Source organism: Frisingicoccus sp. (assembly GCF_048388605.1).
In the GTDB taxonomy this organism is placed as follows: Bacteria; Bacillota; Clostridia; order Lachnospirales; family Lachnospiraceae; genus Frisingicoccus.
The window spans coordinates 107,741-119,967 of record NZ_DBGCTU010000042.1; the positions used below are offsets into that span (position 1 = coordinate 107,741).

14 protein-coding genes are annotated in these 12,227 nt (G+C 46.3%); 3 read left to right on the top strand and 11 right to left on the bottom strand.

Annotation, left to right across the window (positions count from 1 at the left end; translation table 11 throughout):
* Positions 1 to 4: 4 nt before the first annotated feature.
* Genes ACMN7X_RS11845 through ACMN7X_RS11855 form a run of 3 tightly spaced genes read right to left on the bottom strand, consistent with a single transcriptional unit; the run spans position 5 to position 2,523 of the window.
* Entirely contained in the window at positions 5 to 1,045 is a 1,041-nt protein-coding gene (locus ACMN7X_RS11845) for an SPFH domain-containing protein (protein ID WP_418747671.1), read from the bottom strand.
* A 28-nt stretch (positions 1,046 to 1,073) separates the two neighbouring features.
* Complete coding sequence (gene sfsA, locus ACMN7X_RS11850; protein ID WP_418747672.1) at positions 1,074 to 1,757, bottom strand: DNA/RNA nuclease SfsA; 684 nt, start codon at positions 1,755 to 1,757, stop codon at positions 1,074 to 1,076.
* Between the two features lie 4 nt (positions 1,758 to 1,761).
* Positions 1,762 to 2,523, bottom strand: coding sequence for a SurA N-terminal domain-containing protein (locus ACMN7X_RS11855; protein ID WP_418747673.1), 762 nt, complete (start codon positions 2,521 to 2,523; stop codon positions 1,762 to 1,764).
* 97 nt (positions 2,524 to 2,620) lie between these two features.
* Here ACMN7X_RS11855 and ACMN7X_RS11860 point away from each other — a divergent pair, with 97 nt between their 5' ends.
* Both ACMN7X_RS11860 and ACMN7X_RS11865 read left to right on the top strand, forming a co-directional pair.
* Positions 2,621 to 3,382 (top strand): ABC transporter ATP-binding protein, encoded by a 762-nt coding sequence (locus tag ACMN7X_RS11860; RefSeq protein WP_418747674.1) that lies wholly within the window; start codon positions 2,621 to 2,623, stop codon positions 3,380 to 3,382.
* Positions 3,375 to 4,181, top strand: a complete 807-nt coding sequence (locus tag ACMN7X_RS11865) for an ABC transporter permease (RefSeq protein WP_418747675.1) — start codon at positions 3,375 to 3,377, stop codon at positions 4,179 to 4,181. Before ACMN7X_RS11860 ends, ACMN7X_RS11865 begins: the two co-directional genes overlap by 8 nt.
* 66 nt (positions 4,182 to 4,247) lie before the next feature.
* On the opposite strand, the gene ACMN7X_RS11870 is transcribed toward ACMN7X_RS11865, so the two are convergent.
* From ACMN7X_RS11870 to ACMN7X_RS11905, 8 genes are all read right to left on the bottom strand, one after another.
* Positions 4,248 to 5,414 carry a cation diffusion facilitator family transporter gene (locus tag ACMN7X_RS11870; protein ID WP_418747676.1) on the bottom strand — a complete coding sequence of 389 codons (1,167 nt, stop codon included), beginning with the start codon at positions 5,412 to 5,414 and terminating at the stop codon, positions 4,248 to 4,250.
* A 210-nt stretch (positions 5,415 to 5,624) separates the two neighbouring features.
* Complete coding sequence (locus tag ACMN7X_RS11875) at positions 5,625 to 7,049, bottom strand: ATP-binding protein (RefSeq protein ID WP_418747677.1); 1,425 nt, start codon at positions 7,047 to 7,049, stop codon at positions 5,625 to 5,627.
* A gap of 2 nt (positions 7,050 to 7,051) precedes the next feature.
* Positions 7,052 to 7,720 (bottom strand): response regulator transcription factor, encoded by a 669-nt coding sequence (locus ACMN7X_RS11880; RefSeq protein ID WP_418747678.1) that lies wholly within the window; start codon positions 7,718 to 7,720, stop codon positions 7,052 to 7,054.
* On the bottom strand, positions 7,717 to 8,370 hold the full coding sequence (gene phoU / locus ACMN7X_RS11885) for a phosphate signaling complex protein PhoU (protein WP_418747679.1): 654 nt from the start codon (positions 8,368 to 8,370) through the stop codon (positions 7,717 to 7,719). The genes ACMN7X_RS11880 and phoU overlap by 4 nt, the downstream gene beginning before the upstream one ends.
* Before the next feature lies 1 nt (position 8,371).
* Positions 8,372 to 9,124: a phosphate ABC transporter ATP-binding protein PstB gene (gene pstB / locus ACMN7X_RS11890; protein ID WP_418747680.1), complete on the bottom strand. Its 753-nt coding sequence runs from the start codon at positions 9,122 to 9,124 to the stop codon at positions 8,372 to 8,374.
* Positions 9,125 to 9,138: 14 nt separating this feature from the next.
* Positions 9,139 to 9,975: a phosphate ABC transporter permease PstA gene (pstA, locus tag ACMN7X_RS11895; RefSeq protein ID WP_418747681.1), complete on the bottom strand. Its 837-nt coding sequence runs from the start codon at positions 9,973 to 9,975 to the stop codon at positions 9,139 to 9,141.
* Positions 9,968 to 10,822, bottom strand: a complete 855-nt coding sequence (gene pstC, locus ACMN7X_RS11900) for a phosphate ABC transporter permease subunit PstC (protein WP_418747682.1) — start codon at positions 10,820 to 10,822, stop codon at positions 9,968 to 9,970. Before pstC ends, pstA begins: the two co-directional genes overlap by 8 nt.
* A gap of 6 nt (positions 10,823 to 10,828) precedes the next feature.
* Positions 10,829 to 11,713 carry a substrate-binding domain-containing protein gene (locus ACMN7X_RS11905; protein WP_418747683.1) on the bottom strand — a complete coding sequence of 295 codons (885 nt, stop codon included), beginning with the start codon at positions 11,711 to 11,713 and terminating at the stop codon, positions 10,829 to 10,831.
* Positions 11,714 to 11,979: 266 nt separating this feature from the next.
* Here ACMN7X_RS11905 and ACMN7X_RS11910 point away from each other — a divergent pair, with 266 nt between their 5' ends.
* Positions 11,980 to 12,129 (top strand): hypothetical protein, encoded by a 150-nt coding sequence (locus ACMN7X_RS11910; protein ID WP_418747684.1) that lies wholly within the window; start codon positions 11,980 to 11,982, stop codon positions 12,127 to 12,129.
* Positions 12,130 to 12,227: the final 98 nt, after the last annotated feature.

Consider the following 12,227-nt stretch of genomic DNA (forward strand, 5'->3'; position numbering starts at 1 on the left):
CTTCCTATCCCAGTTTTGCGCCGCAATTGGAACAAAACTTATCATTCGCAGAAATCGGGCTGCCGCACTGAGAGCAGAATTTCGGCCGTGCAGCACCGCCAGCCTGTGCTCCCGGCTGAGCTGCATTTGCCCCGGCCTGAGCCATATTTCCCATAGGAACCTGTCCCATGGAATTCATCATATTACCCATCTGTCCGGCCATTGCCATGCCGGCAGCCATCTGCATCCCCATTCCGGCCATACTGTTCATACCGCCGTTTGGATTCTTTGCCATAGAAACCATTGCTTCTGTCTGGGCATCCACCTGCTTTTTAAACGCGTAAGCCTGCATACCGCCCATAGCCCCCATGGTGGCCCGCTCATCAATTGCTTTCAAAACGGCCTCCGGCAAAGCGATCTGAACATTCATAGCCTTCACCGTAATGCCGTAGTCTGCCAAAAATTCACCGAGCTTCTGTTTCATAAGCTCTGACGCCTCTCCGCAGTATCCCTGAATATCAAAGAAATTCATCGGCATCCCGGTTACGATCTCCTTGAATATCATGGAAATATGGGAGGTGAGAAAGCCTTTCAGGTCCTCTACCGTATAGCGGCGTTTGGTCCCCATTAATTTATTGATAAATGCCGCCGAATCTGTGATGGCAAAAGAATACTTTCCGTTGGCCCCCAGATTCACCATGCCGAATGTCTGATCCGGGATCGTCAGCTTTCCGCTGGTCCCCCATGGAATATCCACAATATCATTTTTATTGACAAAAATAGTCTCCACAACAAATGTTTCATCAAAACCGTATTTCCACTCTTTTAACGACGTGGTAATCGGCATATTTTCTGTTGAAAGTTCATATCTGCCCGGTTCAAAAATATCCGTCAATACCCCTTCATTGACAAGCACTGCCTCCTGCCCCGGCTGCACCGTCAGCACAGATTCATGCATGATCCGGCGGCCTTCCCGGTCAAATACCTGCGCAAGTTCCCAGGCTTCCGTCGCCCGATAATTAATACTTGATAAACACTGTCCCTTAAATAATTTTCCCAGTCCCATAGCGTTCTCCTTATCTTTTTTTATTGAATTATTCTAACCGTACCGGCACAGGCAAATCCCCCTCCAGAGAATTTTCGGTAACCATACAGTCAAAAGCCAGAATCTCCACACCCGCCCCGGCGGCTTCTAAAAGCGCTTCGGCAAAAGCCGGATGCGTCGCCCGATTCGGTTCAAATACCTTAATCCCTTTCATCTGAATGATAAAAATAATACTGGCCAGATATCCCTGTCTCCGCGCTTCCATCAGCTCATGGATATGTTTTATTCCCCTCTCCGTTGGAGCATCCGGAAACCGGGCTGCACCGTCAACCTCCAGGGTCACTCCCTTAACTTCTATATAATGCTTCTGTCCGCCGTGTTCCACATACAGATCAAACCTGGATTTTCCAAAAGTCTTTTCCCGCTTCACATAAGTAATATCAGAAAAGAGACGGCCCGCCCGGACCATCTCCTCAACAATCTGATTTGGCGCAGTTGAGTCCACATTCACCCACTGCCCGTTTTTTTCAACGCATACAAGAGAATACCGGGTCTTGCGCTCCGGGTTCGACGCCGGTTCTAACAATACTCTCGCATCCGTTATAAATAACTCTCTCAACCGGCCTGTATTCCGCACATGGACGGCCTCCGTCATGCCGTTTATCATAACCTCCGCAATAAATCGATTGCGGCGGCGGACAAACCGTCCTTCTGTCATCGCTTCATACTTCATCGTCTTAACCAACCGAACCGATCACGATATTGTCCCAAATCGGGTCATTTATAATGGTATATTCACCTTTCCATGATTCATACATCTCTTCAAAGCTTCTGGCCAAAGCTTCATCCGAAGTATCCTCAGCCGTCTCGGCAATTCTTTCCAGCGCCGCATTATATACTTTGGTTGAAAGCGCCTGTTTTTCCTTCATGATCCGAACGCCCTCTTCAGTCAGAGCAAAATCCTGGGAAATGGCTGCTCCCAGTTCCTCAATATAAGCCTTCGCCTCATCCGCGCATTGCTGTTTTTCTTCATCCGTCAAGGATACACCGTATTCTCCGGCCTTACTGTTCAGAATCTCCGTCCGAACCAGCCCGTTATAAAGCTCTTCTTTGGCATACTCATGAAGCTTTCTTCCATCCTCCATCTCCGTATTCCACGGAGACTCACCATACTGGGATGTATAGAAATCTCTCAACTGATAGAGATAAATATTCACCTCTTTCATAGTGACCTCCTGATCGTTCACCTTAATAACGGCAATATTCATCTCATCTGTCGGGATTGGATCATTCGGCGTCGAATCATCAAAGGTTTCGCCTGCCGGTTGAGTTTCCGCCACTGTTTCCAGCTTTGTGGACGGCTCCGTCTCCTTCGTCCCAACATTATTCTTATTCAGCAGTGTCATCACAATCACAGCTGCGATCACACCAATAACAATTCCGCATATAATAAGTAATACGATTAAACCTGTATTGCTTTTTTTCTTATTTTTAGCCATGTTTGTCTCCTTTCTAATTTACATTCTTTAACAGTATACCACATTTTTTCAATCCTGCATACTATAAGAATATACCTTTATTTTGAAGGAGGATTCTATGAAACCTTTGCTGGATGTACGCAATGTAAGTTATTCTTACCACACACTATCCGGTGAAACAAAGGCATTGGACGGTCTGTCCTTCCAGGTTGATTTTAACGAATTTCTGGGTATTATCGGTCCAAGCGGATGCGGAAAGTCAACAATTCTCTCTCTGATTTTCGGATTAATCTCACCGGAATCCGGAGAGATCAAAGTTCACGACGCATTATGCAGGGATCACTCCATGCCCATTGGTTATATGCTGCAAAAAGACCACCTTCTGGAATGGCGGACCATCTATGAAAATGCCATGCTGGGACTTGAAATTAATCATCAACTTTCTCCGGCCCGTATCAAAGCTGTGCACCAGATGTTTAAAGATTACGGGCTTGAACATTTTAAGGACGCCAGACCTTCCCAGTTGTCGGGCGGTATGCGCCAGCGCGCCGCACTGATCCGGACGCTTGCTCTGAATCCGGGCCTTTTGCTGTTGGATGAACCATTTTCCGCGCTGGATTATCAGACACGGCTGAATGTATCCGAAGATATCTATACCATTTTAAGGAAAAAGCATAAAAGCGCCATCCTTGTGACCCATGATATCTCCGAAGCCATCAGCTTCTGCGACCGGATTGTCGTTCTGACCGACAGGCCCGCAGCTGTCCGGGAAATTGTGCCGATTCACCTGTCAGTTGACGAAAAAACACCTCTGAAAGCCCGATCCGCCAAAGAATTTCAGGATTATTTTAATCGATTGTGGGGTGATTTAAATGCCTGAATCCACCAGCGCTCTGCAGCAGGCTTTCATTGAAGATTTTAAACGCCGGAAACGCCATATTATTTTTTGGCAGATCTTTATATGCACTGCCTTTGTCGCCCTCTGGGAGGGAACCACCCATCTGGGTATTCTCAACGATTTTATATTCAGCAGCCCTTCAAGAATTATAAAAACCTTTATTCTTATGGCTGCCGACGGAACTGTATTCTATCACATCGGCATCACCCTGTTTGAGACATTTTTAAGTTTTTTTATTGTCCTGACAGCCGGTATTTTACTCTCTGTCCTTCTGTGGTGGAACCGAAGCATTTCATCGGTTCTCGAGCCTTATTTGATCACATTGAACAGTCTGCCGAAAACAGCCCTGGCGCCCATTTTTATTGTATGGCTGGGCAACAATATGAAGACCATCATTGTCTGTGCCGTTTCACTGGCAATCTTCGGTACAGTGATCAACCTGACAACCAGTTTCATCCAAATGGATCCGGATAAACTGCTGCTCATAAAAACCCTCGGCGGCGGCCGGAAAGATATGCTTCGAAAGGTCATCATCCCCGGAAGTATTCCGGATATCATAAGCAACATGAAGGTAAACATCGGCCTCTGTCTGGTTGGCGTTATCATCGGAGAATTTCTCTCCGCAAACGCCGGACTCGGATATCTGATCGTCTATGGCAGCCAGGTATTCAAGCTGGACTGGGTACTGATGTCTATCGTGCTTTTATGCATCATTGCCACCGCCCTCTACGGACTGCTGAATTTAATTCAGAAGATTTATTTAAAACATCATACAGAATAAAAAAGACCGCATCACTGTCTGCATAGCAGTGATGCGGTAAAAAAGTAAATTATCATTGCCTATCTGTTATATAAAGCTCTGCTCAACAGTAACAACGGCATAAAGTCTGGCATCGGCATCATGGATTTTTTCTTTCATGCGCCGTTCAATCTCCTGCTTTCGCTTCAGATCCTCCGGCATTACAACAAGATCAAAAATAAGATTTGTGTGGGAATTTCCCCGAACCATCCGAAAATCATGGATTTTCCAGTCCGCATTTTCAGCCGTCACCATATCCTCCACCATTTTCTTAATCTGATTCATTTCCTCATCATCGGTCACCACCGGGTCCATATGAATCGTAGCGCTGCACTGAAATTCCTTCATCAGATCTCTCTCGATGTTATCAATCAAATCATGGGCCTCCAGAATATCTTCCTTATAAGATACCTCCGCATGAAGCGAAATCATCCGCCGCCCCGGGCCGTAATCATGGACAACCAGATCATGGACGCCGAGAATTTTCCCCTCCCGCAGCACCCTCTCTCTGATCTTTTTCACCAGCTCCGGGTCCGGCGCCTGCCCAAGCAATGGCTGTATCGTATCTCTTGCCGCGCTGAAACCGGCAAAACATACAAACAGGGCAACCAGCGCGCCAATCCAGCCATCCGGATTTTTTCCTGTGGCCATGGCAATGAACACACCGATGAGTACGGCAGAGGTGGAAATGCAATCGCTCAGACTGTCCGCTGCCGTCGCCTTCATCGCCTCAGACTGAATCCGCTTTCCAAGCTTCCGATTAAAGCGGGACATCCACATTTTCACCAGGATTGAAACGATCAAAATAATAATAGATACGACACTGAAATCCGGCGCCTCCGGATGGAGAATCTTTTCTATGGAGGATTTCATCAATTCCACCCCGGTCATTAAAATGGCCGCCGCAATAAACAGCCCGGACAAATATTCAATCCGCCCGTGGCCGTAAGGATGATCCAAATCCGCCGGTTTCCCCGCCATATAAAATCCGATCAGCGTCACAACGGAGGACGCCGCATCCGACAGATTATTAAAGGCATCCGCCATGATGGACACAGCCCCCGTGGCCAGCCCGGCAAATAACTTCAACGCAAACAAAATCACATTGCAGCAAATGCCGACAAGGCCCGACAATCTGCCATAGGATTGTCGGACCTTCACATCATTAACATTCTCTTTATCCCTGATAAACCATTTTACCAATAATTCCGTCAACTACAGGTCCCTCCCGCATCCGTATATATACGATCGATTATACTCTATATCTTATGCAAAAGTCAAAGCTAACTATGCATCGCGGGCCTGTTTCTATGCGCTGCCCGCCTGTTTCTATACAGATACGTCGATTTTCGGAAATTTACTCCGCCGCCTATTGGCAGCTGCTCCGCAAACTCGCTGCGCTCAAACAGTGCTCCGCAGCAGCCGCTATGCTCGTAAATTTCCGAAAATCTTCCTACCATCTGCCACAGAAACAGGCCGGCGGTTATTGGTCAGGCCCGGAAGGTTATTGGAAAACTCCACCATAATACAGGTGCCCTCGCCAAGCTTGCTGTCCACGGTCACCAGCGCATGATGAAGGTTAGCGCCGTGTTTAACGATAGCCAGGCCAAGGCCGGTGCCGCCGGTTTCTCTGGAATGGCTCTTATCCACCCGGTAAAAGCGCTCAAATATGCGCTCTTTTTCCTCTTCCGGCACGCCGATTCCCGTGTCCCGAATCGACCATCGGACGCTGTATCCTTCCCTCGGCGACGGCTCCAAAAGTATATGAACGGAACCGCCGTCCCGGTTATATTTCAGGGCATTATCACAGAGGTTATAAATCATTTCATAAATGACCTGTCGGACGCCCTGGATCTCCGGCACATCCCCGTCAATGGTCATGCTTATTTTTCTCCGGCGCGCCACTGTCTGAAGGCTGTCCGCCACCTCTTTTGTCACCCGGTTTAAATCTACTTCTTCAAAAGGCATGATTTCTGACTGTTCATCCAACCGGGACAGTTTAATAATATCTTCAATTAAAGTCGTCATTCGGGTTGCTTCTTTATATATACGGCCCGCAAATTCCGGGATATCTTCTTTTTTTACCATATTATGGCTGATGATCTCCGCATACCCGGAAATGGCCATAAGCGGTGTTTTCAATTCATGGGAAACATTGGCCGAAAATTCCCGGCGGATTCCCTCAGCCTGCTTTAATTCCTCCAGTTGGATTCGAATCCGCTCATTCTGATGGTCCATCCGGGTAAGCAATGGTATAAATTCTTCATAGATTGGTTCATCCATTGGTTTATCCAGATTAATTTCGTTAATCGGCCGAACCATTCTCTCTGTTTCAATATATATAACAGCGATGGAGATACCGATAATCGCTGCCACAAGCAACAGCATAAACGGCGCCATGGAAAACATCAGCTGATAAATACTGTCCATGGAACTGCTGACACGGAGAATATTTCCGTCCTTCAGGGTTACCGCATAATAGTAAACCTTTTTATCCAATGTATCCGAATCCCGAAGAGACGCCCCTGTTGACTGATAAAGTGCCTGAGATATTTCCGGGCGTTCCTTATGATTCCCCATAGAGCCGGCATCGGCCGCCGAATCATACAGCACCTCGCCATCCCGGTCAACAATCGTGATCCGGCGGCCGTTTTGAGAAAATGTTTCATTTTCCATAAAATCCATTCCCTCCGCATCAATCGCCGCCTTTAATGTTTCGGCTTCATTTTCCGTCCCAAACTTCAACAATTTCACCGAATGGGTATACATCAGAAAAGTGACCGCCAAAAATGTCAAGATAACCGCCGCCGAAACAATAGCCACGGTATTTCGAATGATTTTTTTCTTCATTTTCAGCCTCCGATGCGATAGCCGACGCCGCGGACTGTTTCAATATATTTGCCCCAATCCCCCAGTTTCAGCCGGAGTGTCCGTATATGCACATCCACTGTCCGAGTTTCACCGTCAAAATCATATCCCCATACCCGGCTGAGAATCTGATCTCTCGTCACAACAATGTCCCTGTTCTCTATTAAATATTTCAAAAGCTCATATTCTTTTAACGTCAATAGGATCTCTTTTTCATTCAGAAAGACCTGATGTCTTTCCGTACAAATCTTCAGATTTTTATATAAAAGCTCAGAATGGCTTTCTTTTTGACGACTCCGCCGCAATACGGCCCGGACTCTGGCAACAAATTCCATCATGCCGAAAGGTTTCGCAATATAATCATCCGCTCCCATATCAAGCCCTGTTACTTTATCAAATTCCGACCCCCTGGCCGTCACCATAATGACCGGGATATCTTTTGTGACCATGGAATCCTTCAATTTTTTCAAAATTGAAAGACCATTTTCCTTCGGCAGCATAATATCCAACAATATCAAATCCGGCTTTTCTTCGGAAATTGCATTAAAAAGCTCCGCACCACTGGAAAAACCAGCGGCGTGAAAACCGCTGGATTCCAAAGTATATACAATAAGTTCCCGGATATTTCTCTCATCTTCCAGATAATAAATCATATCTCTTCCTCTCCTCTGTGTTTTCCGGTAATGGAAAATTCGACCCATTCAGAAATATTCGTCGCATGATCGCCGATCCGCTCATAATACTTGGCGATCAGCAAAATGTCCATCACATGTTCATGAATGATTTTGTCTGAATCCATCTGCCGCACAAGCAGGTCTTTCACCTCAAGGAAAAGGTCGTCCACCACATCGTCATAGGCGATCACTTTCCGGGCGGCATCCAGGTCCTGCCACACATATGCGTTGACACTATCCGTCACCATCTTCATGGTGGCCTCCGCCATGGCGCCAATAGGAATATCCAATCCCGGGGCCTTAATGCCGGATGTTAAAATAATTTCGGCAATATCCGCTGCCTGATCTCCGATCCGCTCCATATCGGTAATCATTTTCAATGCGGCGGAAACCTTTCTCAGATCCGTAGCCACCGGCTGCTGCTGAAGAAGAAGTTTCAGACAAAGGCTTTCAATATCCCTTTCCTTTAAATCGATCATGCTGTCCTTTTCAATAAGTCCTCTGGCCGTTTCATAATCCTCATCCATCAATACCTTATATGTCATTGAAATAACCTGCTCGCACAGATTTCCCATCTCAATAAGCTTCTGATGAAGCTGTTCCAGCTGGGCGTCAAAATGGTTCCTCATATCATCCAAACCTCCCCGTAATATAATCTTCTGTCCGTCTATCCTTTGGAATAGAGAAAAGTGTTTCTGTGTCATCATACTCAATCACCTGTCCCAAAAGGAAAAATGCCGTCTTATCAGATATCCGGGCGGCCTGCTGCATGTTATGCGTCACCATAATAATAGTATAATCTTTCTTCAGTTCCACGACAAGGTCCTCAATCCTGGAAGTTGAAATCGGATCCAGTGCTGAAGTTGGTTCATCCATCAAAAGGATCTCCGGCTGAACAGCCAATGCACGGGCAATGCAAAGCCGCTGCTGCTGCCCTCCCGACATTCCGAGGGCGCTTTTTTTCAACCGGTCCTTAACCTCATCCCAGATAGCCGCATCCCGCAGAGAGCTTTCCACAATTTCGTCCAGCTTTGCCCTGGAGTGAATACCGTGCGTTCTCGGCCCGTAGGCGATATTATCATAAATGCTCATGGGAAAAGGATTGGGTTTCTGAAACACCATGCCTACCCGTTTTCGAAGCAGATTGATATCCATATTTCCGTAAATATCTTCCCCATCCAGCCGGATATCGCCGTCAATCCGGCAGCCAGGAACCAGGTCGTTCATCCGATTCAAAGATTTTAATAAGGTAGATTTTCCGCAGCCGCTCGGCCCGATAAAGGCCGTAATCTCTCTGTCACTGATCGTCAGATTTACATCCTTCAGCGCATGAAAATCACCGTAATACAGATTCATGTTCCTAATCGTCATTTTTTCCCTCATAACTATATCGGTCCTCAAACTTTCATAAGTTTTCCGGCAATCACACCGGATACACCATTAATAAGCAGTACAAGCAGCAAAAGTACAACCGCCGTTGCATAGGCTTCATTCATATGAAGGGCTTCGCTGGAAAGCACATACATATGAAGGGCCAACGTCCGTCCCGATCCCATAAGGCTTGACGGAATCTGGGCTACTGTCCCGGCTGTAAATATCAGCGCCGCTGTTTCTCCGACAATACGACCTGTTGAAAGAATGATCCCGGCAAGAATTCCCGGAACTGCAGCCGGAAGCACAATTTTAAATATCGTGCGAAGCTTCCCCGCACCCAATCCGAAGCTTGCCTCCCGGTAGGTATCCGGAACCGCTTTCAGAGCTTCTTCCGTTGTCCGCATAATTAACGGAAGAATCATGATCACCATAGTCAAGGAGCCGGATAATATGGAAATCCCCCATTTTAAAGCCGTTGCAAAAAACATCAGGCCAAAAAGCCCGTAAACAATTGACGGTATCCCCGAGAGGGTTTCCGCGGTCATTCGGATGATTTTTACAAGCCGTGTTTCTCTTCCTGCATACTCAACAAGAAAAATAGCTGAGAAAACTCCGATAGGAACCGCAATCAGCAATGTCAAAACAACCATGATTACCGTATTCACCGCCGCCGGTATAAGGGATACATTATCGGAGGTATATTCCCAGGCAAAAAGACTTGGTTTTAAATAGCCGACACCTTTCGCAAGTATAAAAACAACTAAAAAAACAAGAACAGCAAAAGTAATTGCGGCGCACAGCCATACCAGTATTTTCAACACAGCCGACAAAATGCGTCCGCCGCCCCCATTCTTATTCATGAATCGACCTCCTGTTCAGCATAGATACAACCAGATTTATCACAAGAATAAAGGCAAACAGGACAACTCCGGTGGCAATCAACGCCTCCCGGTGCAAATCCGTTGCGTATCCCATTTCCATAACGATATTTGCCGTCAGCGTCCGAACACCTTTCAACAAGCCTGACGGCATCCAGGTCTGATTCCCTGCAACCATGACAACAGCCATCGTTTCTCCGACAGCCCGCCCGATGCCAAGAACAACACCGGCAATCACGCCGGATCTGGCCGCCGGAAGAACAACGGCAAAAAGGCTTCTCTCTTTTGTCGCACCCAAAGCCAGAGCGCCCTCATAGTAACTGTCCGGCACACTCCGCAGCGAAGTTTCCGCCTGCGCAATAATTGTCGGAAGAATCATAATGGCCAACACGATTGAGGCAGTCAACATGGTGCTCCCGTCCTTCCCCGTCAGCCGATTCATTGTCGGCACAATAAGTACCAGCCCGAAAAAACCATAAACGATCGACGGGACACCGGCCATCAGATTAATGGCAGCCTGACACAGCCGGTAAATCCTTTTCGGACAATAAAAAGCCATAAACATCGATGTAAAAAGGGCAATAGGCACTCCGATAGCCAGAGAAACTCCCGTCACACAGACACTTCCCATAATCATCGGAAAAATGCCAAACATATTATTACCCGGTTTCCATTTCCGGCCAAAAATAAAATCGCCGAATCCGATTTTTGCCATAGCCGGCAGCCCTCCCGCAAAGAGGAAAATGCAGATGAGGGCCACCGCTAATACAGAAGTCAAAGCCGCCAGAAAGAAAAACCCTTTCATTCCATTTTCTTTATTCAACTTCATATTTAATTATTTTACGTCCTCCCAAGCCGTCACTTCGCCTGTATAGATCTCTTTAATCTGCTCGCTTGTCAATTCGCTGACACCGCTTCCGTTATTTACAATAACTGCAATACCATCCTGAGCAATCACAAGCGGAGTAAGTCCGGCTTCCAGTTCACTGTCCTTTAACTCCCGCGAAGCCATACCGATATCACAAAGTCCGTCTACGGCAGACTGCATTCCGGTCGTTGAGTCACTCTGCTGCACTTCAATCTCTGCCTTTGGATTCACAGCTGTATAAGCCTCTTTTAACTTTTCCATGACCGGAGTTACGGAAGAGGAACCGGCAACGACAATCTTTCCCTCAGCGCCTGAAGCCTCATACTCCGGCTGATCGCCGACAGCAATATAACCGTTTTCCTCAACCACAGCCTGCCCTTCCTTACTCATAATGAAATGAATAAAATCCTGGGCCACATCGCTCAGACCATCCTTCGTTGCAATATTAAACGGACGCTGCACCTTATATGTACCTGCCGCCACGTTTTCCGCCGTAGCCTCTGTGCCGTCAACCTTAACCGCAGTCACTGAGTCATTTAAAGAGCCCAGTGAAATATAGCCGATGGCATTCACATCACTTTCAACCGTAGTGATCATAACCGATGTGCTGTTCGTTATTTTTGCGGCCTCGGTCGTCATATCTTCTTTTTCACCGTCGGCATTTTTTTCCTCAATCCCAAGTAATTCAATAAATGCTCCCCTTGTGCCGGAACCGTCTTCTCTGGAAACAACGGTTATTTCTCCTGAAGCTCCGCCGGCTGCCTCTGTTTCCTTTTCTTCTGTACCGCAGCCTGTCAAAATCATTGTTCCGATCATCAATGCGGATACAGTCATTAATAAACCTTTTTTCATCTCTTCAATCTCCTTAGTCTAAAAATGTTGTTTACGATTGAAATACTATCTGCTGAATGTTAAATCTGTAAGTTTTACTTCGTAAATTCTTTGTAAAATAACTATTCTTATTTTAAAAGAATTTTTATCCGATTTTATGTTTCATTTTCTTGTTTATAAGGAAGCATTGCCGGATTCATTGACACTCTATTCCAGGACTGGATAAAATTAGGAACAACGGTTTTTGTATATTGATTGAATGAATAATTTACCAAAGGAGAATAGCCATGAAGAATCCGTTAATTGCTGAGCGACTAAAATTCTATCGAAAAAAGAATAATCTGACCATACCACAGGTTTCTGAATTATTATCTGAAACTCAGCCGGTTGCGGTAAAAACCATTTACGGATGGGAAAGCGGAGTTTCCCATAGTTAAAGATACCACACCAAATATGATGAACCCACGCTTATACACTACCAGCTATAATAAACCGCAAGGACAGCAATTTGATGATACTGCTGTCCTTTCTTTTA